The organism is Streptomyces sp. NPDC088194, from assembly GCF_040702025.1.
Classification (GTDB): domain Bacteria; phylum Actinomycetota; class Actinomycetes; order Streptomycetales; family Streptomycetaceae; genus Actinacidiphila.
Genome location: NZ_JBFBIV010000118.1, coordinates 1 through 21370 on the forward strand (window position 1 = coordinate 1; position 21370 = coordinate 21370).

11 protein-coding genes are annotated in these 21370 nt (G+C 74.6%); 3 read left to right on the top strand and 8 right to left on the bottom strand.

What is annotated here, in order from left to right:
- Positions 1-5: 5 nt before the first annotated feature.
- The 5 genes from AB0399_RS36215 to AB0399_RS36235 all read right to left on the bottom strand — a co-directional run bounded on the left by AB0399_RS36215 (position 6) and on the right by AB0399_RS36235 (position 4282).
- On the bottom strand, positions 6-959 hold the full coding sequence (locus AB0399_RS36215) for a carbohydrate kinase (RefSeq protein ID WP_366414191.1): 954 nt from the start codon (positions 957-959) through the stop codon (positions 6-8).
- Positions 956-1102, bottom strand: coding sequence for a hypothetical protein (locus AB0399_RS36220; RefSeq protein WP_366414192.1), 147 nt, complete (start codon positions 1100-1102; stop codon positions 956-958). The genes AB0399_RS36215 and AB0399_RS36220 overlap by 4 nt, the downstream gene beginning before the upstream one ends.
- A 262-nt stretch (positions 1103-1364) precedes the next feature.
- The gene (locus AB0399_RS36225) at positions 1365-2033 is read right to left on the bottom strand and encodes a sugar O-acetyltransferase (RefSeq protein WP_329369921.1); all 669 of its coding nucleotides are present in this window, start codon (positions 2031-2033) and stop codon (positions 1365-1367) included.
- 61 nt (positions 2034-2094) lie between these two features.
- Positions 2095-2556, bottom strand: a complete 462-nt coding sequence (locus tag AB0399_RS36230; protein WP_366414193.1) for a PaaI family thioesterase — start codon at positions 2554-2556, stop codon at positions 2095-2097.
- Positions 2557-2647: 91 nt separating this feature from the next.
- Complete coding sequence (locus tag AB0399_RS36235) at positions 2648-4282, bottom strand: hypothetical protein (RefSeq protein ID WP_366414194.1); 1635 nt, start codon at positions 4280-4282, stop codon at positions 2648-2650.
- Positions 4283-4613: 331 nt separating this feature from the next.
- Here AB0399_RS36235 and AB0399_RS36240 point away from each other — a divergent pair, with 331 nt between their 5' ends.
- The 3 genes from AB0399_RS36240 (at position 4614) to AB0399_RS36250 (ending at position 11414) form a co-directional block, all read left to right on the top strand.
- Positions 4614-7532 carry an AAA family ATPase gene (locus tag AB0399_RS36240; protein WP_366414195.1) on the top strand — a complete coding sequence of 973 codons (2919 nt, stop codon included), beginning with the start codon at positions 4614-4616 and terminating at the stop codon, positions 7530-7532.
- A 532-nt stretch (positions 7533-8064) separates the two neighbouring features.
- Positions 8065-10050, top strand: a complete 1986-nt coding sequence (locus AB0399_RS36245) for a hypothetical protein (RefSeq protein ID WP_366414196.1) — start codon at positions 8065-8067, stop codon at positions 10048-10050.
- Between the two features lie 32 nt (positions 10051-10082).
- Positions 10083-11414, top strand: a complete 1332-nt coding sequence (locus AB0399_RS36250; RefSeq protein WP_366414197.1) for a S8 family serine peptidase — start codon at positions 10083-10085, stop codon at positions 11412-11414.
- A gap of 154 nt (positions 11415-11568) precedes the next feature.
- Here AB0399_RS36250 and AB0399_RS36255 read toward each other — a convergent pair whose 3' ends face one another.
- From AB0399_RS36255 to AB0399_RS36265, 3 genes are all read right to left on the bottom strand, one after another.
- Positions 11569-13092, bottom strand: coding sequence for a long-chain-fatty-acid--CoA ligase (locus AB0399_RS36255; RefSeq protein ID WP_329369910.1), 1524 nt, complete (start codon positions 13090-13092; stop codon positions 11569-11571).
- 202 nt (positions 13093-13294) lie between these two features.
- Positions 13295-13582: a hypothetical protein gene (locus tag AB0399_RS36260; RefSeq protein ID WP_328463495.1), complete on the bottom strand. Its 288-nt coding sequence runs from the start codon at positions 13580-13582 to the stop codon at positions 13295-13297.
- Positions 13583-13754: 172 nt separating this feature from the next.
- Positions 13755-21338 carry an SDR family NAD(P)-dependent oxidoreductase gene (locus AB0399_RS36265; RefSeq protein WP_366414198.1) on the bottom strand — a complete coding sequence of 2528 codons (7584 nt, stop codon included), beginning with the start codon at positions 21336-21338 and terminating at the stop codon, positions 13755-13757.
- Positions 21339-21370: the final 32 nt, after the last annotated feature.

A 21370-nucleotide genomic window follows, 5' to 3' on the forward strand; every position in this document is an offset into this window, starting at 1 on the left:
ACGCCCTACCGGAGGGCGGTCGCCGCGCGCAGCTCGTCCGCGGTCGGCGGCTGGGCGCCGGGGCGGGTCGTGGCGAGCGCGCCGGCCACCACGCATGCGCGCAGCACGCGTTCCAGCTCGCGCGGCCCGGACGGCAGCCGTACCCCGGTCGAACCGTCGGGGTGCGGGCCGAACAGGCCGGCCAGCAGGGCGGATTGGAAGGCGTCGCCGGCGCCGATGGTGTCGGCGACCGTCACCTCCGGCGCGGGCACGGAGACCTCAGCCGCAGGGGTGAACCCCGTGGCGCCCGCCGCGCCGCGGGTCAGCACCACCAGGCGCGGCCCGTGCCCGAGCAGCGCGCGGGCGGAGACCGCCGGGTCCTGGTCCGGCCACAGCCAGCCGAGGTCCTCGTCGCTGGCCTTGACCACGTCGGCGACCGCGGCGAGCCGCTCCACCGCCGTGCGGTAGGCGGCGCGGTCCGGCTGCACGGCGGGACGGACGTTGAGGTCCACCGCGACCGCGCGTCCCGGCCGGCCGTGCACGTCACGGCAGGCGGCCAGCACCTGTTCCGCGCCGGGCTCGACCACGACGGCCAGCGAGCCGGTGTGCAGCAGCGCGGTGTCCTCCCCCACGGGGATGCTCTCCGGCGCCCAGGAGGCGAGGAAGTCGTACGTCGCCGACCCGCTCGCCGCGTCCACGTACGCCAGCGCGACCGTGGTGCGGCCGTCGGCGGCCGGCGCGCGGCGCACGTCCAGGCCGGTGCCGGTCAGGTACCGCGCCACCAGGACGCCGGGCGGGTCGTCGCCCCAGCAGGTGATCAGCGCGACCGGGCGGCCGAGCCGGTGCAGGCCGATGGCCACGTTGGCGGGGCTGCCGCCGGGCGCCGGGCGGACGGTGTCGGCCCCGGTCCGCCACACCAGATCGACGAGGCTCTCGCCCACAACGATGATGCGGCCGTCGGTGGTCGTGTCGGTGGTCATGATGTCCTCCTGCTTCCGGCGCCGGTCTCCGTGATCCGCCGCGCGTCCAACTGCCGTACCCGGATGTCGAAGGCGGCGCCGCCCTCTCCCGCCGTACGCGCCTGGAGCCGCCAGGGCCCCTCGCCCACAGGGTAGAAGCGCAAGGTGAGCGCCTCCCCGGTGGCCGGCGGGAACACCTCGCAGGGAATTCGGGGGCGCTGGGTGCCGCCGGACACGGAGGGGGGCCGGTGCCGGGGTCGTCACCCGGCACCGGCCCGAAGGCACCCGTGCCTCACCCGCCGGGGGTTCCCGGCGAACTCCGTTGCCGTTGGGGCCCGTTGGCGCGGCGCGGTCGGGTTCCGCCCGGCCGCGCCGGCCTGGCCGGCTACCCGTGCCGGCGCCGCGCCGACAGGCCGGCGGCGGGGTCTAACGCTGCGCCAGATCCTTGTCCGTGATCGGCCGGACCGCCCGGCAGGGCGAGCCGAAGGCGACCACCATCGGCGGCACGTCGTGGGTCACGACGCTGCCGGCGCCGACCACGGAGCCGTGGCCGATCGTCACGCCGGGCAGCACCACGACATTGCTGCCGATCCACACCTTGTCCTCGATCGTCACCGGCTTGGAGAACCGGTTGTAGTCGTGCCGCAGGTCGGGGTGGATCGGGTGGCCGGTGGTGGTGACGGTGACGTTCGGGGCGATCATGACGCCGTTGCCGATGCGGATCTCGACGTCGTCGATGAGGGAGAGGTTGAAGTTGCCGTAGAAGTCGTCCCCGATGTGGACGTTGCTGCCGTACGCCGCCTGGAAGGTGGGGGCGATGAAGCTCCGCTCGCCGACCGATCCCAGAATCCGGCCGAGCAGTTCGGCCCGCCGCTCCGGCTCGGAGGGCGCGGTCAGGTTGTACTCGTACAACAGCTCCGTACGGCGCTGCCCTGCCATGAACATCGCGTCACTCTCGGTGTAGAGCAGGCCTTGCGCGATGCGCTTCCTGGCGTCGGTGTGTGCGTCCCCGCGGTCGGCGCCGCGGTCGGTCCCGTGGTCGGCCCCGTGGTCGGCCACCCGCTGTATCCCGCGCTCGTCCACGCGCTCCTCCATCTGCTGCTCCTCCTCGACTCCCGGGTGTACACCGATCCTCGCGTACCGGGGAGCCGCGGGCTCACTCTTCGGGCCGGTCGACACGGATGAGGGTCTGCTGCCCGTTCGCGACGAGCCTGCGGCCGCCGCCGTCCTGGACGCCGAACACCTCCAACTGGCACACGGTGAGGGTGCGGCCGGACTTCAGGACCGTGCCCACCGCTTCGAGGTGGTCGCCGACGGCGGGCGCGAGGAGGTTGATCTTGTACTCGACCGTCAGCACGTCGGAGCTCGCCGGGAACAGCGTCAAGGCCGCGTAGCCCCCGGCGCTGTCCGCCACGGCGCTGGTCGCGCCGGCGTGGAAGTAGCCGTGCTGCTGGGTGAGTTCGGGGCGGCTCGGCAGCACGATGTGCACCCGGCCGGGGGCGATCCGGGTCATCCGCGCACCGAGGTGGTTCATCAGCCCCTGGCGTTCGAAGCTCTCCCGGACCCGCGCCCGCACCTCGGCGCTCGCCTCTTCTTCCGCCCGCACCCGGTCGTCCACGCGCCCTCCTCCGCCGCCGACTCGGCCACCCTCTCACGCCCCGCCCGGGCCGGAACGCCGCGAAACCGCCCGCGCGGGCGCGCCGGCGGGCTCAGGCGGAGGGGCCGGCGGACGCGCCGGCGGAAGCGCCGGGGGCGGGTACTGCCGAGGCGCGCCGCAGGACCTCCAGCGCGGGTCCGGCGACCGCGCTCATCCGGCGCTCGCGCAGGTCCAGGACGGGCCCCCGGTTCGACAGGCCGTGCGCGGCCAGCAGGTTCATCAGCGACCAGATCACGTCGGGCCGCCCGGCCAGGGGGAGTTCGCGGCCGTCGGGGGTGATGGCCGCGGCCGCGGTGGTGCCGGCGAGCAGGTTGGTACGGGCCCAGTCGACGTCGTACGAGGAGCCGGTCGGGGCGGCGCGGAGGACCACCTCCCTCGTACGGTGCAGGACCGCCAGGTAGTCCAGCGGCACGGTCAGCCGCCGGGTGACGTCGAACGGCGGTGTGCCGTCGGCGGGTTGGAGCCGCAGCACCGTGTGGAGGACCGGGCCGTGGTCCTGGAAGGTGTGCGTGGCCCGCATCTCCAGGAAGCGGCCCAGGACCAGCACGCCGCCGCGGCGCGACCACCGCCGGGGGACGGACCCGAACGCGGCCGGCGCGCCCGGGAGCCGGTCGACGATCCAGCGCGCCTCCTCGCCCGGTTCGGTCACCGGCGCCCGGTCCTCGGGGAAGGCGCGGTCCTGCTCGGCGACGGCGGTGTAGCGAGCCGCCGTGTGCGGGTCCAGGCGGCGCAGGTCGATGGTGTCACCGACCAGTTCGACTCCTCCCACCGACCGCGAGACGCGCATCTGCCGCAGTTGGCGGACGGGATGGCGGGTCACGTCGGTCACCCGGCCGTCGAGGTCGATCACGCGGCAGGTCCGGGTGCCGGCGAGCAGGGCGCTGCGCGGCCACAGGGGGACGACCGGGCCGTGCGCCCGCAGCTCGGACGGGTGGTCGGACGGGTGGTCGGACGGGGTCGCGGAGGGGCTGCCGGACGAGTCGACGGGCACGGCCCCGGCCCCGGACCCGCCCTCGGACTCGGCCCCGGACCCGCCGTCGGACCCGGACTCGCCCTCGCCGGCCGGTCCGACGAGGACGGCCAGCCGGCCCGCCGTGACCGCCGACAGGAACAGCGCGGGCACCCGCCACTCGCCCGTGATCTCGAACCCGGTGGCGGCGGCGCCCCGTTCGGCCCCTTCGCGTTCCCCGGCCGGCCCGGCCCCGACCGCGCCCTCCGCCCCGTGCACGCGCAGCCGCAGCCGGACCAGCGGCGTGAACTCGTCGGGGGTGTAGTCGCCGTAACACGTGGTGAAGGTCGCTTCGCCCTCGGGTGCGTACCGCACGAGCGACGCCTCCAGGACGTCCGCGCGGGCCAGCCGTGCCCGCGGGTGGCCCGTCGGGGAGCGCGGGCCCCAGATCACGAAGGCGTCGTCGGCGCGAGGGGTTCCCGCACCCTTCCCCCGCTCCTTCACCCGGTCCTTCACCCGGTCCCCGCGCGTGATCCGGGGGAAGTCGCCGCGCGCGGCCTTCAGCGCCGCAAACGGGATGCACAGCGTGCAGACCAGCCCCACGACCAACGCGATCCAGGCCCAGCTCTCGCCCTCGTTCCAGGCGCTGTACGCCACGGCGAGCCCGATCGGTCCCGGGAGCAGGCAGAGCGTGGCGATGACCAGATTGCCGGCCACCACTCTGGCGTAACCGCGCACGGCCCCCACCCCACCTCGTCCTGGTACCCGCGGCACGGATTCGTGGCCTGGGAACACCGCCGTCGCCCCCATGGTCCCCGCGCCCGCGCCCCGGCACCACCCGTCCGCCGGAACCGGTCCACCCGTCCGCCGGAACCGGTCCGCCCGTCCGCCCGGACCGGTCCGCCCGCCGCCCGGCCATCGCCAAGCCCCCTCCTGACCGCGGCCCGCCAACGCCGTACCACCGGCAGGCCCGAAGGGTTCCCTGGTCCGGGGCGCGTTCGCGGGACACAATGGTCCGTCGCCGGACCCGTCCGGCGCGGGGTGGCGGTCCGTGAGGGAGGGCAAGACCTTGGCAGAGCAACCGGTGGCGCTCGACGACCTGCCCGCGATCCGCGGGCCCCGGATGGTCGGGCGGTCGGCGGAACTCGGCCGGGCCGTGAGCGGGCTGACCGCCGGCACCCCCGCGACCGTCTTCATCGAGGGCGAGGCGGGGATCGGCAAGACCCGGCTGCTCCAGGAGGTGCTGGCGACCCCCGCGCTCGACGGAGCGCTCATCGCGACCTGCCCGCCGTTCCGGGAGACGCTCACGCTCGCCCCGGTCGTGGACGCGGTGCGCCAGACCCGCACCGGGGTGGCCGCGATGGGCCTGTCCGCCCTGGCCGGGGCGCTGCGCCCGCTCTTCCCGGAGTGGGCCGACGCCCTGCCGCCCGCGCCCGAGCCGCTCGACGACGCCGGGGCCGCCCGGCACCGCCTCTTCCGCGCCCTGCGGGAACTCCTCGCCGGGTGCGGCACCGCCGTACTGGTGGTGGAGGACGTCCACTGGGCCGACGCGGCCACCCTGGACTTCCTGCTGTTCCTCGCCGCCCGGCCCGCCACGGAACGGATCAGCCTGGTGCTGACCTACCGCCCGGAGGACGTACCGGCCGGCTCCCCACTGCTGCGCCTGGCCGCCAAACCGGCGCCCGGCACGGTCCACACCCGGATCGTGCTCACCCCGCTCAGCGTCGCCCAGACCGGGCAGTTCGTGTCCTCGATGCTGCACGACGAGCACGTCTCCGACGCGTTCGCGGTGTTCCTGCACACGCACACCTCGGGGCTCCCGCTCGCCCTGGAGGAGTCCGTGCGCCTGCTGGGCGACCGCGCCGACCTGATCCGGCGCGGCGGCGAGTGGCGGCGCAGGACCCTCACCCGGATCGAGGTCCCGCCGACGATCCGCGACGCCGTCCTGGAGCGTGCCGCCCGGCTCGCCCCCGACGACCGCCAGGTGCTGCGCGCCGCCGCCGTCCTCGCCGAACCCGTGCAGCCGGCGGTGCTGGTCACCGTGTCGGGGCTGCCGGACGCCCGCGCCCGTACCGCCCTGGCCGCGGCGGTCCGGGCCAGGGCGCTGGTCGAGGACCCCACCGGACGCGTCCACTTCCGCCATCTGCTGGCCGCCCGCGCGGTCTACGACGACATACCCGGCGGCGAGCGCCGGGCCCTGCACCTGCGCGCCGGCCGGGCCCTGGAGACCCTGTCCCCGGTCCCGATCGCCCGGCTGCCACGGCACTTCGGGGAAGCGGGCGACACCGGCGCCTGGCGGCTCTACACCGAGCGCGCCGCCGACCTCGCCCTCGCCTCGGGCGACCAGCCCGCCGCCGTCACGGCCCTGCACGCGCTGCTGTCGGCCGGCGACCTGCCGGCCGGAGATGTCGCTCGGCTGTGCCGGAAGTTCCCCGTCTTCGCCTTCTCCGGCTACCTCGGCAGCACCGAACTGCTCGGCGTGCTGGGCACCCTGCTCGACGGCGGTGCGCTGTCCCGGTCCGAACGCGGCCAGGTGCGGGCCCAGTTGGGCCGGATGCTGATGCAGACCGGGCAGTACTCCGCCGGCGTGGCCGAACTGGAGCGCGCCATCGCCGACCTCGACGACCATCCCTACGAGGCCGCCACGGCGATGAGTTCGCTCAGCCGCCCGGCCGGCGCGGACTGGCCGGTCGCCGCCCACCGGCGCTGGCTCGACAAGTCGGTCGAGCTGGTCGAGGTCCGGGTCCCCGCGGACCGCCGGCTGACCTTCCGCGTCGACCGGGTGACCGCCCTGCTGCAGATGGGCGATCCCGGCGGATGGGACGTCGCCGCCGGGCTCCCCCAGATCGCGGCCCGCCCGGACGACGAGCTGAGCGTCATCAGGGCCGACCTCAACATCGGTGACGCGGCGGTGCGTTGGGGGTTCTACCCGGAGGCGCGGCGCCGGCTGGACCGGGCTGCGGCGGCGGGCGCGAAGGGCGGGTACCTGCGGATGCGGGACATGGCCCAGGTGACCTCCGCCCACCTCGACTGGTACACCGGCCGCTGGCCGGGCCTGGCCGAACGCGCCGCCGCGCTCGCCGCCATCGAGGAGGAACCGCTGATCGCCCTCGACGGCCTGCTGATCACCGCGCTGCTCGCCTCGGCCGCCGCCACCGAGGCCGGTGAACTCGCCGCGGCGGGCGAGCGGTTCGAGCACGTCCTGACCGAGGTGACGCGCCGCGGCATCGTCGACATGGCGCTGGAGCCCGCGGCCGCTCTCGCGGCGCTGCGGCTCGCCGAGGGCCGCGTCGCCGACAGCCTCGCCCTCACCGACGAGGGCATGCGGGTCGTCACCCGCAAGGGGGTCTGGCTGTGGGCCACCGAGATCGCCCCGGTCCGGGTCCAGGCCGTTCTCGCTGCCGGCCGCGCCGACGAGGCCGGCGAACTCGTCACCCGGTACGCCCGAGGGCTGCGCGGCAGCACGTCGCTCACCGCCGAGGCGTCGCTGGCGGCGTGCCGGGCGTGGCTCACCGAAGCGGGCGAACCCGCCGACCGGGCGGCCGCGCACTGGGAGGCGGTCGCCGCCGCGTGGGACCGGCTGCCGCGGCCCCACGCGGCGCTGCTCGCCCGGGAGCGGCGGGCCGTCGCGCTGGCCGCGGCGGGCCGTGACGGCGAGGCGGCCGACCTGCTCGCCGGCGTCGAGGCCGGGCTGCGGGCCCTGGGCGCCGAGCGCGACGCCCGACGGGTGGCCGCCCGGGACCGGCAGCCGGCCCGCGGCGGCCGGCGCGGCTACGGCGACCGGCTCTCGCCACGGGAGCTGGAGGTGGTGCGGCTGATGCTGACCGGACTGTCCACCCCGGACATCGCCAGGTCGCTGTCGCGTTCGCCGCGGACGGTCGCGGCGCAGCTCAACTCGGCGATGCGCAAGTACCAGGTGAAGTCCCGTACCGCCCTGGCGGTCGCCGCGCTCCAGGCCGGCGTCTCCCCCGCGGGGGCCTCCGGGTGAGCCCCGCCACCCGGCCGGAGCGCCCCTCCTGCCCCGCCCGGATCACCGCCCGGATCACCGCCCGGTAGACGGCGCCAGGGGGCACCTCGCGGGGATGCCCGGGAGCACCTCGCGGAAGACAGCCGCGGGCACCTCGCGGGCGCGGCTCCGGGCGGGCCGCACTCCCCTGCCGCCCCCTGACGTACCGCAGGGCGTCGCGAGAGCGACGTGCAGGGGCAACGCGGCGGAACTTTAGGTCACTTGACGCATCGTGCGGCGGTCACCGCCGTCGCGATACTCACCTGGCGCGCACCGCCCCTCCCGCAACAACCGACGGAGAACACCCCTGTGAGCCGCTCTGGTGAGGACGTCCCGCACGACGGGCACCCGGCCGGACCACACCCCTCGGACGGCGCGACACCGTCCGAGGAGGAGCAGACCGCAACCGCACCACCCCCGCCCCCAGCGGACTCGGACGACGACCCCTTCGGGGGCTACGAACCCCTGTGACCGGGCGACCCGAGATCCCGAACACCGAAAGGCGACCCCCGCGTTGAAACGACCCATACGCCTGACCGGGCACCGCACGAGCAGAGTGGCGGCCCTCGGACTCGCCGCGGCCTGCGGCCTGTTCGTCGTGCCCGCCTCCCACGCCGAGGGAACACCTCCGGCCTCCTTCGTCCGGACCTCCGCCGCCCGGGCCGCCTCGGCGAGTTGCCAGGTGACGCTGCCCGGCGGCCTCAAGGCGACCGTCACCCCCGACGGCGCCCGGCTCACCGACCCGGCCGCCGCCACCGGGCAGACGGTGCTCTCCTTCCGCAGCGGAGGCCACCAGTACCTCATGCCGGCAAGCGCCACCGCCCGGTCCGCGACGAAGGGCCTGGCCGGGTACGACACCACCGCGCTCGCCCAACGCGCCTGCGGAGCCGACGCGTTCGCGCCGCCGACCGCTCAGCCGTCGTCGGCCCGCCACGGCTCGTACACCATGGGCCGGCTCACCGCGCACCTGATCGACACGGACGGCAAGCCCACCAACGGCGGTACGCTCCTCCTCGTCAGCGCCGACCGGACCGCCGACACGAACACGTTCTTCGCCGCCTACCGGGGCACGTTGAAGGTCAGCGTGCCCACCGGCCGCTACGAAGCCGTGTACGTGCAGGACAGGCACGTCACCATCGCGCCCGAGGTGACGATCGGCGACGGGACCAGCATCACCCTGGACGCCCGCACCTCGACCCACGAGATCAAGGCGCCGTCCACGCCTCGCCCGACCACGCTCGCCGACAGCGAGTTCGCCCTCTACCGCGGTGACGGCACGCCGGACGGCGACGCCGACAGCCTGGTCCTCCAGTTCCTCAGCCTGGGCTCCGACCCGCTCGGCGTCACGGTCAACACCACCGCGCCGGTGAAACACGGCCGGTTCGCGGCGGTGGCCACGGCCGATCTCGAAGGGCCCGCCGACGCACCGCGGCCGTACGTGTACCACGTCGCCGACTCCTACGACCACCTGCCGAGTTCGTACCCGACCACGATCGACCCGAAGTCGCTGTCCACGGTCACCCAGACCTTCTCCGCGCCCACCGGGCCGACCGGAACCGACCTGCTGGTCCAGAACGTGACACCCGTATGGGCCGCCACCGCCGGAGTGCGCAGCGCCACCGGGTTCGACTACGTCACGCCCGGCACCACCCTCACCGACTACGTGAGCACGTCCGCCGGCCTCGACTGGCGCACCCAGGTGCAGGACGAGCAGACCAGCCTCCTGCTCACCGGCAAGGACACCGTCCCCCGTGCCGGTTCCCACACCTCCGTGACGTGGGAGGCCGACGCCCCGCGGCCGGGCGTGCAGGTCGACACCGGCAGCAGCGCCGTCTACTGCGGCGCGTGCGCGAACGCGGACACCATGGTCTTCGGCATCGGCGAGGACGGCGACAGCACACCCGGCACCATGGGCGTGGGCTTCGACGACTCCGGCACCATCACCCTGACCAGGAACGGCACGGTCCAGGCCACCGGCACCGGCAGCCTGTTCGGGACCGCCGTCGATGTCCCGGCCGGCCGGGCCACCTACCGGCTGCGGCAGCAGACCACACGCGTCCACGGCGACCTGTCGCCCAGCACCGACACGACGTGGACCTTCACCGCGGACCCGGGCAAGGGCCGGGCCCTGCCGTCCCGGGTGCCCTGCACCGGACTGACCGGCCCCTGCGCCGCGCTGCCCCTGCTGTTCGCGTCCACCTCCACCGACGCGGACCTCCAGCACCGGCTCACCACCGGCCGGCACAGCGTCGCCCTCGACGTGACGCGTGAGCAGTACTCCTCCAGCGCGCCGGTGACCGGCGCCACCCTCCAGGTGTCGTACGACGGCGGCACGACCTGGCAGGGCCTGCACGTCACCGGTGCCCACGGCGCCTACCGGGCCGCCTACACCGTCCCCGCTTCCGCTTCCGGCGGCACCGTGTCCTTCAAGCTCTCCGCGTGGGACGGCCAGGGCAACCGCATCGACCAGGTCCTGCCGCGCGCCTACCAGGTGCGGTGACCGTGACCACTCCCGCTTCCCAGGAGCCCACTGTGACGAAATCACGCCTCTTCCGGCCGCTGGCCGGCTCGGTCGCGGTCGCCGCGACCGTCCTCGGCCTGCTCGCGGTCGTCTCGCCGTCCTCGTTCGGCGACGACAGCGCCGCCACCTCCGCGGCCGCCACCACCCCGGTGTCCGTCTGTTCCGCCCCGCCGCCCGGCCAACTCGCCTGCCAGGCCGAGGTCATGCCGGACCCGTCGGCCGCGGGGGCGCGGTCGTTCAGCGCCAAGGAAGCCACGCTGCCCTCGGGCTACGGCCCGGCCGACATCCAGTCCGCGTACGCCATCGGCTCCGACGTGGCGGCGCACGCCGGCAAGGGCCGCACCGTGGCCGTCGTCGACGCCTACGACGCGCCCACGGTCGAGGCCGACCTCGCCGTCTACCGCGCCACCTACGGGCTGCCGGCCTGCACCACGGCCAACGGCTGCTTCCGCAAGGTCAACCAGCGGGGCGACGCCGCCCCGCTGCCCGCGGTCAACGCCAGTTGGGCGGTGGAGATCAGCCTGGACGTGGAGGCCGTCTCCGCGGCCTGCCCCGACTGCCACATCCTGCTGGTCGAGGCCGACATTCCCGGCGGCAGCTACCTCGGCGACGGCGTCGACACGGCGGTGCGGCTGGGCGCCGACGCGGTCTCCAACAGCTACAGCGCGACGGAGACCGACTCCTGGGACAACCTGGCCGCCGCGAAGGACGGCACGCCCGTCGGCGCCTCCTCCTACGTCCACCCCGGCGTGCCGATCCTCGCCGCCTCGGGCGACTCCGGCTACCAACTGGACGCGCCCTACCCGGCGGACCTCACCTCGGTCATCGCGGTCGGCGGCACCTCGCTGAACCGCAGTGACACCGCTCGGGGCTGGACCGAGACCGCGTGGGGGCCGGGCCAGGCCCAGTCGGGGGCCGGCGCGGCCTGCTCGGCCCACGTCGACAAGCCGGCCTGGCAGCACGACACCGCCTGCCCGGGCCGGACCGTCGCCGACATCTCCGCCGTCGCCGACCCGTACACCGGGCTGGCGATCTACGACAGCACCCCGGACCCCGGCGACCAGCTGCCCGGCGGCTGGCTGCACGCCGGCGGCACCAGCGCGGCCACCCCGCTCGTCGCGGCCATGTACGTGATGGCCGGTGCCACGGCGACGGTCGACGACGCCTCGGGCCTGTACGCGCACCCCGGGCGGCTGAACGACGTCGCCGGCGGACGGAACGTCAGCATCCCCGGCAGCGGCCACGAGTGCCCCACCACCAGCTACCTGTGCACGTCCCTCCCGGGCTACGACGCCCCGACCGGCGTCGGCTCGCCCGACGGCCTGGCGTCGCTGCGGTCCTGAGACCCGGCGCGGGCCGGCGCCGGAGGTGAGGGCTCCGGACGCACCCGGCCCCGGCCACGAAGTCCGTGGCCGGGGCCGGGTCGTGCCCGTCCTCGTGCTCGCGCCCGGGGCCCGTCACGGCGTCACGGCGTCACCGCGTCACGGCGTCACCGCGTCACGCTGCTCCGGAAGCGGCGCGCAGTTCCCGCTTGAGGACCTTCCCTGCCGCCGACATCGGGAACTGCGCCACGCTCTCCACGCTGCGCGGGCACTTGTAGCCGGCGATCTCCTGCTTGCAGAACTCCTGCAGTTCCTCCGCCGTGAGCGTGGCGCCGGGCACCAGGACGACCATGGCGTGCACCCGCTCCCCCCACTTGGCGTCGGGCAGGCCGATCACCGCGACCTGGGCGACCGCCGGATGCTTCGCGACCACGTTCTCGACCTCGGTCGAGTACACGTTCTCGCCGCCGCTGACGATCATGTCCTTGAGCCGGTCGACGATGTACACGTAGCCGCGTTCGTCCATGTAGCCGACGTCACCGGTGTGCATCCAGCCGTCCCGGACCGCCTCCTGGGTCTCGGCCGGCTTCTTCCAGTACCCCAGCATGACGTGGTCCCCGGCGGCGACGATCTCGCCGATCGTGCCGGGCGGCACCTCCGTGCCCTTCTCGTCCACGATCCGCACCCGGGCGTACGGGGCGGCCCGGCCGACCGACCGGCGCAGCACCGGGTCGTCGTGGTCCTCGTCCAGCAGCAGCGTGGTGGACGGGGACAGTTCGGTCATGCCGTACACCTGGAGGAACTGCGCGGACGGGAAGGCCGCGCGGGCGCGGGTCAGCAGCGTCTCGGAGATCGGGGACGCCCCGTAGGCCAGCAGTTCCAGGCTGCTCAGGTCGTAGGAACCCGCGTCGGGGTGGCTGACGATCGCGTCGATCATCGCCGGCACCAGCAGGGTCTGCTTGGCGCGGTGCTCCTCGATGGTGCGCAGCACCCCGGCCGGGTCGAACATGGCGACCGGCACCGTCGTCATGTCCGCCATCATGCCGACGATCCAGAAGGCGAACCCGGCCAGGTGGAAGGCCGGCGCGGCCAGGATGGACGTGCCGCCGCGCGGGAGGCGGGTGTGCAGCAGGGTGCCCAGGGCGGTGACGAAGAGCTGGCGGTGCCCAAGCATGACGCCCTTCGACACGCCGGTGGTGCCGCCGGTGTAGAAGACGCCGGCCATCGCGTCGCCCTGCCGGTGCACGTCCTCGACCGGTTCGGCGGCCAGCAGTTCGGCCAGCGGCACCAGGCCCTCGGGCGTGGGCTGGTCACCGCAGTGCACTATCGTGCGCAGGCCCGGGGTCCGCTCCCGCAGGGCCGACGCCATCGGCAGGAACGCGTCGTCGAGGAACAGGACGGACACGTCGGCGTCGTCCAGCGCGTACGCGTGCTCCGCCACGCTCCACCGGGTGTTGAGCGGGACGATGGCCGCGTCCGCCCACGCGGTGGCGAGCGCGGCCTGGCAGAACCGGTCGGTGTTCAGCGACAGCAGGCCCACCCGGTCGTCCTTGCGCACACCGAGCCCGATCAGCCCGCCCGCGATACGGCTGACCGCGTCGTAGGTCTCCCGGGCCGTGTACGTGCGCGCGCGGTACGCGGTGAACGGTATGTCGGGCGACTGCCGCACGGCTCGGTGCAACGATTGGGTGAGGTACATGGGTTGCCCTTCGTGACGTCGTTCTCGGTGGCTCGCGGGTTCCGGTCTCCGGCCGCCGTCGAGGGAGCCGAGGGAGAGGTCGGAACCGCCGTGTGATGGCCGCCGGGCAGCGGCGGGCACCCTGGTGCGAGGAGCGGCCTGACGCGACGACCCGGTGAGCCCGCTCCTCGCATCAGGCGCCTGCCGCGCTCGCACCAGGTCGTTACTCCGCCTTGCGCTTCCCGGAGAACTTGAACGTCATGAACGCCGCCTTGACCTTGCCGCTCATGGTGTCGCCGTCCACGGTCCCGGTGGTCTTGACCTTGATCTTGGCCGGGGAGGTGAGTTTGGCGGTGTAGCTGAACTCCGTGCCGTGGATCTCGCCGTCGTCGATCGGGGTGCCGTCGAAGGTCCCGGTCATGGTCGTGCCGTCGGTGCTGAGCACCAGGTCGGCCTGCTTGTCACCGGTAGGACCCTGATACGTGATCGCCCAGGTGCCGTCGACCGTCATGTCATTCCTCCTGCTGATCGCTGATCGCTGCTCGTTACTCGCTGGTCGTTGCTCGCTGCTTGCTGCTTGCTGCTCGCTGCTCGCTGCTCGTACCGGACGGTCTGCCCGGCCGCTTCCCTGCTGCTGCCCTCCTGCTGTCATCTCCCTCCGGGCCGGCCGGTCTTCCGGCCGGTCAGTCTTCCTCCGCCGACCGGTCCGCCGTGAGCCACTTCTCGGTCGCTTCCGCGGTCGCCGCGGACGACGCCTCGATCAGGGAGAAGTGGTCGGCGGCGATCTCCACCTGGTCGTCGCAGACGTCCCACGCGGGCCAGTCGGAGACGTCGGCGTGCTCGCCCAGCGGCCGGCCCGCGCGGATCAGCAGGCTCGGGGCGCTGATCTCCTCCGGGCCGCGCTCGCCCAGCAGCCGTACGTAGCTGCCCATGGCGAGCCAGCTGGCGTCGTCGATCACGGCGGCCTCCTGCTCGCGGTCGAGGATCTCCGTCATCACCAGGGAGAAGACACCGAGGATCTCCTTCTCGTCCGTCGGCGTGGGGGTGTCGAGCATGACGACGCCGACCGGACCGGCGTCCTCCTCCTCCAGGCGGGCGGCGATCGAGTGCGCCATGACGCCTCCGATCGAGTAGCCGACCAGGACGAAGGGGTCGTCGCCGACCGCCCGGCGGACCGCTGCGACCAGGGCCGCGATCGCGGCGTGCCAGGAGCCCGGCGCCGAGTCCGTGCCCTGGAATCCCGGCAGGGTGCAGGCGAAGACGTCCCGCGTCCCCTCGAACCGGTCGGCGAACCGCATGAACTGGTGCGGGCCGGAGCCGGGCATGAAGGACGGCACGCACACCAGCTTCGGCAGGCCGCTGCCCGAGGCGAGCCGGACCACGTGCCCGCCACCGTCCGGCAGCCCGGACGACGCGAAGGTGGGTCGGAACCTCGATGCCGCGGTGAGCAGCGGCAGCGCTTCGGCGATGGACTGCGTCGTGTGGGCGTGGTGCATCAGCGCGCTGAACGTGCCGTTGACGGCCTGGCCCCCGGACGAGGCACGGGCGGCGTTCCCGGCCGCCGAGCGCGCTCCGCCCGAGCCGCCCGAACCACCCGTGCCGGCCCCGGCGGCCGACTCGGCCGCGGCCTCGGTCGCGGCCTCGCTGAGCAGGAGCCGGGCGACGGCGGCGGGTTCGGGGTGGTCGAAGACCAGCGTGGTGGGCAGGCGCAGGCCGGTGGCCTGGGTGAGCCGGTTGCGCAGCTCGACCGCGGCCAGCGAGTCGAAGCCGAGGTCCCGGAACCCGCGGTCAGGGTCGACCGCTTCGGGCGAGGGGTGGCCGAGCACCGCGGCGACGTGCGTGCGGACCAGTTCGAGGGCGACCTGTGCGCGTTCGCTCTCGGGCACGGCGGTCAGCCGCCGGGTGAGCGCCCCGCCGGTCGCCGGGGTGCGGCGGGCCGGGGCGCTGACCAGGCCGGCCAGCAGCGGCGGCAGCAGGCCGCCGCCGGCCTGGGCGCGCAGCGCGACCGTGTCGAACCGGGCCGGGACCACCAGGGCCCGGTCGTGCCGGCTGCCCTGGTCGAACAGTTCCAGGCCCAGTGCGGCAGGCATGGGCTGGACGCCTTGGCGGGCCAGCCGGGCCAGCGCCGCCTCGTCGAGGCCGCCGGCCATCCCGGTCTCCTCGGCCCACAGGCCCCAGGCCAGCGACACGGCCGGGCGGCCCTGCGCGCGCCGCCGGGCGGCGAGCGCGTCCAGGACGGCGTTGGCGGCCGCGTAGTTGCCCTGTCCCGGGCTGCCGATCAGCCCGGCGGCGGAGGAGAACAGCACGAACGACCGCAGGTCCAGCTCCGCGGTCAACTCGTCGAGCAGCAGGGCCGCGTCGACCTTGGGCCGCATCACCCGGTCCACCTGCTCCGCCGTCAGCGAGGTCACCACGCCGTCGTCCAGGACGCCGGCCGCGTGCACCACCGCGGTCAGCGGCACCTCCAACGAGCCCAGCAGATCGGCCAGTTGCTCGCGGTCCGTCACGTCGCACGCCACGACCCGAACCCGGCAGCCGGTCGCCTCCAGGTCCGCGGCGAGCGCGTCGGCCCCCGGCGCGGCCGGGCCCCGCCTGGACACCAGCACCAGGTGCCGGACCCCTCCCGCGGTGGCCAGGTGCCGCGCGACCAGCGCGCCCAGGCCCCCGGTGCCACCGGTCACCAGCACCGTGCCGTCCACGTCGAGCGGCCCGGGCACGGTGAGCACCACCTTGCCGGTGTTGCGGCCCTCCCGCAGGAACCGGAACGCCTCCTGCCCGTCCCTCACGTCCCAGGTCCGCACCGGCGCATGGGACAGCACGCCCCGGTCGAACAGGTCCAGCACCGCGGTCAGCATCTCCTGGATGTGTTCCGGTCCGGCCTCGAACGCGTCGAACGCCCGGTACCGCACGTCCGGATGGGCCTCGGCCACCGCCTGCGGGTCGCGGACGTCGGCCTTGCCCATCTCCAGGAACCGGCCGCCGCGCGGCAGCAACCCGAGGGAGGCGTCGATGAACTCGCCGGCCAGCGCGTTGAGGACCACGTCCACCCCCGCGCCGTCGGTGACGCGCGCGAACGTGTCCGCGAACTCCAGGTCCCGCGACGACGCGATCCGCTCGGCCGGCACACCCAGGGCGCGTACGGCGTCCCACTTGGCGGGGCTGGCGGTCGCGTAGACCTCCGCGCCCAGCCGCGTGGCGAGTTGCACCGCGGCCATCCCGACGCCGCCCGCCGCGGCGTGCACCAGCACCCGCTCCCCGGCCGTCAGTCCGGCCAGTTCCACGAGCCCGTAGTACGCCGTCAGGTAGACCACCGGCACCGCGGCGGCCTGCTCGTAAGACCAGCCCTCGGGCATCGGCGCGACCATCCGCCGATCCGCGATCGCCGCCGTGCCGAATCCCTCGGGGATCAGGCCCATCACGCGGTCACCGGGCGCCAGGTCCGTGACCGCGGAGCCGGTCTCCAGGACGATGCCCGCCGCCTCACTGCCGAGCGGCGCGTCTCCCGGGTACAGGCCCAACGCGATCAGCACGTCGCGGAAGTTGAGCCCCGCGGCCCGTACCGCGACCCGGACCTCGCCCGCCGCCAGCGGGCGGTCGGCACCGGACGGGACGAGCGCCAGGCCCTCCAGCGATCCCTTCGCGACCGACGCCAGCGACCACGGCCCCTCGGCGGGCACCACGGAGCCGGTCGACCGCGCCAGCCGCGGCGCCGTCACCCGCCCCTCGCGCACCGCGACCTGCGGTTCGTCGAGCGCGGCGAGCGCGGCCCAGTCCGGGCCCGTTCCCTCGCCGGCACCGCTGTCAACGGTGTCGCCGGTGTCGCCGGCCGGGTCGAGGTCCACCAGGGCGAACCGTCCCGGGTGCTCGGACTGCGCGCTGCGCACCAGGCCCCACACCGGAGCCTGGCCGAGGTCGGGAGCCTCGTTGCCCACGCCGACGCCGCCACGGGTCACCACCACGAGCCGGGTCCCGGCCAGCCGTTCGGTGTCCAGCCATCGCCGTATCAGCGTCAGTGCGTCCGCCGTGGCGGCACGCGCGGCGCCGGCCTCGTCGCCGGCCGGTGCCGTGGTCCCGACCGAGGTCCCGACCGAGGTCACGACCGCCTCGGGCACCGCAGCGCCCGCGGCCAGGGCCGCTTCGAGCGCACCCAGGTCCGCGTACCGCTCCCCGGCTCCCGCCTGCTCGCCGAGGATCGCGACCCGGGCCGCGGCGGCACCGGCCGTGACCGGTATCCAGTCGACGGTGAACAGCGATCCGTCACCCGGCCGCCCCGCTCCCGCCAGCTGCGCGGGATCGATCGGACGGGAGGTGAACTCCCGTACGCAGGCGAGGGGTTGGCCGTTCTCGTCGGCGATGTCGATCCGGGTCGTGGACGGCCCGGCCGGGGTGATCCGGACCCGCGCCCGCGACACGCCGTGCTGGTCCAGGTGGACGCCTGACCATGAGAACGGCAGCTCCACGGCCGCGCTCACGTCGTGGTCGAGCAGCCCGCCGTGCAGCGCGGCGTCCAGCAGTGCCGGGTGGATGCCGAACCCCTGGGCGGAGCCGGCCTGGTCGTCCGGCAGGACCACCTCGGCGAAGATCTCCTCGCCGTCGCGCCAGGCCGCCCGCAGCCCCTGGAAGACCGGCCCGTACTCGTAACCGGCCGCCGCCAGCCGCTCGTACAGCCCCTCGACCGGCACCGCGACGGCGCCCTCCGGCGGCCAGTACGCGGGGAACGGCACCGCGGGAGCCTCGACCTCCGAGCCGAGCCTGCCACGGGCGTGGCAGGTCGCCTCGGGGCGCTCGCCGTGTCCGCTGCCTTGCGGGCGGGTGTAGACGGCGAGGGCACGGTGGCCGTTCTCGTCGGGTTCCGCCACGGTGACCTGTAGGTCGACGGCCTCGCCGACGGGCAGGGGCAGCGGTGCCTGGAGGATCAGCTCCTCGACCACGGGGGCGTCGACCTGCCGTCCGGCGGCCAGCGCCAGTTCGGTCAGGGCGGCGCCGGGCACGAGGACCGTGCCGAGCACGGCGTGGTCGGCGAGCCAGGGCTGGGTCTCCAGGGACAGGCGGCCGGTCAGCAGCCACTCGTCACGGTCGCCGACCTGAACGGCGGCGACCAGCAGCGGGTGGTCCAGCCGCGCCTGCCCGGCCGCGGCCGCGTCGCCTGCCGCGGCACGGGGCAACAGCCAGTAGCGCTCGTGCTGGAAGGCGTACGTCGGCAGGGATACGGTCCTGGCACCGGTGCCGGCGTAGTACGCGGCCCAGTCGACCACGACCCCGGCGGCATGGGCCTGGCCGAGGAACCCGGCGAACGCCTCCGGCTCACCCTGCCGGGCCCGCAACGCGGGCACCAGCACCGCCTCGCTGTCGACCTCCTCCAAGACCTGACGGGCCAGCGCGGTCAACGATCCGTCCGGCCCCAACTCCAGGAACCGCGTCACCCCGAGCCCGGCCAACGCGGTGATCCCGTCAGCGAAGCGGACCGCCTCCCGCGCATGCCGCACCCAATACGACGGGTCCGCCAGCTCACCCGGCACCGTCACCGCACCCGTCAGGTTCGACACCACCGGAATGACCGGCTCAGCGAACCGCAACCCGCCCGCCACCTCCGCGAACTCATCGAGCATCGGCTCCATCAACGCCGAGTGGAACGCATGAGACACCCGCAACCGGGTCGTCTTCACGCCCTCCCACACCGGAAGCCGCAGCCACTCCTCCAGCGCCTCCTGCTCGCCCGAGACGACCACCGCACGCGGTCCGTTGATCGCCGCGACCGACAACCGGTCCTCGAACCCGGCCAAGGAAGCGCGCACTTGCTCTTCATCGGCCTGCACCGCCGCCATCGCCCCGCCGGCCGGCAGCGCACCCATCAACCTGCCCCGAGCCGCCACCAACGCGCTCGCGTCCGGCAGGGACAGCACCCCGGCCACATGCGCCGCCGCGACCTCGCCCACCGAGTGCCCGACCAGGAAGTCCGGCCGAATCCCCAGCGACTCCGCCAGCCGGAACAGCGCCACCTCGACCGCGAACAGCCCCGCCTGCGTGAACTGCGTCGCGTTCAACAACCCGGCCTCCGCCGAGCCCTCTTCCGCCGCCAACACCTGCGACAACGGCCGCTCCAACAACGGATCAAGCTCCGCACACACCTCCTCCAGCGCCCGCGCGAACACCGGAAACACCGACGCCAACCCCAACCCCATCCGCGCCCGCTGCGCCCCCTGACCCGAGAACACGAACGCCGTCTTCCCCGACGCCGCCCGCCCCTGCACCACACCCGCACCCGGCTCACCGACAGAGAGCGCCGCCAACCCCGCCAGCAACGAATCCCGATCAGCAGCAGTCACCGCCACACGATGCTCCAGATGCGCCCGCGTCGTCGCCGCCGAGAACGCCGTATCCAACACACCCAGGTCCGACCGCGCCAGCAGATGCTCCCGCAACCGACCGGCCTGCGCCCGCAACGCCACTTCATCCTTCGCCGAGACCAACACCGGCACCACGGGCCGGACTTCCCGTTCCGCCTGAGCGGACGCCCGCGAGCCCGTACCCGTGCCAGTGCCAGTGCCCGCGCCCGATTCCGGCTCGCTGTCGCTTTGCGCGGGCGCCTCCTCCAGGATCAGGTGGGCATTCGTGCCCGAGACGCCGAAGGACGACACGCCCGCGCGGCGAGGCCGGCCGAGGTCGGTCCAGGGCCGGGCGTCGGTCAGCAGCTTGACCGCACCGGACTCCCAGTCCACGTGCCGGCTGGGCTCGTCGGCGTGCAGGGTGGCGGGAAGTTGCCGGTGCCGCAGCGCCTGCACCATCTTGATCACCCCGGCCACCCCGGAAGCAGCCGAGGAGTGGCCGATGTTCGACTTGACCGAGCCCAGCCACAGCGGCTGCTCGTCCGGGCGGTCCTGCCCGTACGTCGCCAGCAGCGCCTGAGCTTCGATCGGGTCACCGAGCCGGGTACCGGTCCCGTGCCCTTCCACCGCGTCGACGTCGGACGGGCCGAGCCCGGCCGCGGCCAACGCCGCCCGGATCACCCGCTCCTGGGCCGGACCGCTCGGCGCCGTAAGCCCGTTGGACGCACCGTCCTGGTTCACCGCGCTGCCCCGGATCACGGCCAGCACGTTGTGTCCCAGGCGCTGCGCGTCCGACAGGCGCTCCATCACGACCAGGCCGACACCGTCGGAGAAGCCGGTCCCGTCAGCGCCTTCCGCGTACGACTTGCACCGGCCGTCGGGCGAGAGGCCGCGCTGCCGGGAGAACTCCACCAGCAGGAACGGCCCCGACATCACGGTCACGCCGCCGGCCAGCGCCATCGAGCACTCGCCGTTGCGCAGTGCCTGCGCGGCCAGGTGCATCGCCACCAGAGACGACGAGCACGCGGTGTCCACGGAGACCGCGGGGCCCTGGAGCCCGAAGGTGTAGCTCAGCCGTCCCGAGACCACGCTCGTCGTGGTCCCGGTCAGCCGGAATCCCTCCAGGTCCGGCGTCGCTCCACCGGCGTACTCCGACGCGACCGCGCCGCAGAACACGCCGGTGTCGCTGCCGCGGAGCGAGCCCGGGTCGATCCCGGCGTCCTCCAGCGCCTCCCAGGCACCTTCGAGCAGCAGCCGCTGCTGCGGGTCCATCGCCAGCGCCTCGCGCGGGCTGATCCCGAAGAACCCGGCATCGAAGTCCCCGGCCCCGTCGAGATATCCGCCGCCGCGCGTGTACACGGTGCCGGCCTGGTCGGGGTCCGGGTCGTACAGCCGCTCCAGGTCCCAGCCACGGTCTCCGGGCAGCTCCGATATCGCGTCCCGGCCCGCAGCGACCAGGTCCCACAACTGCTCGGGCGATGCCGCGCCGCCCGGGTAGCGGCAGCTCATGCCCACGATCGCCAGCGGCTCGTCCGCATCCGCCCGCCGCCGGGCCGGAACCCGTACGGCAGGGGCGGCGACGGCACCGGATTCGGCGCCGGGCACCTGGGTCACCAGGAACCGCGCCACCGCGGCCGAGGTCGGATGGTCGAACACCAAGGTCGCGGGCAACTTGAGTCCGGTCGCCTGGGCCAGCCGGTTGCGCAGCTCGACCGCGGCCAGCGAGTCGAAGCCCAGCTCCTTGAACGCGCGCTCCGCGTCGACCGCCGACGCCGACGCGTGCCCGAGCACCGCCGCCACCTGCGCGGTCACCAGCTCCAGGGCCACCTGCTCCCACTGCTCGCGCTCGACTCCCGCGAGCCGGGTCGCCAGCGACCCACCGCCGCCGCCCGCGCGGGCCGGGCGGCCCGGCGAACGCACCAGCCCGGCCAGCAACGGCACCGCCGTCCCGGCCCGGGCCTGCGCCCGCAACG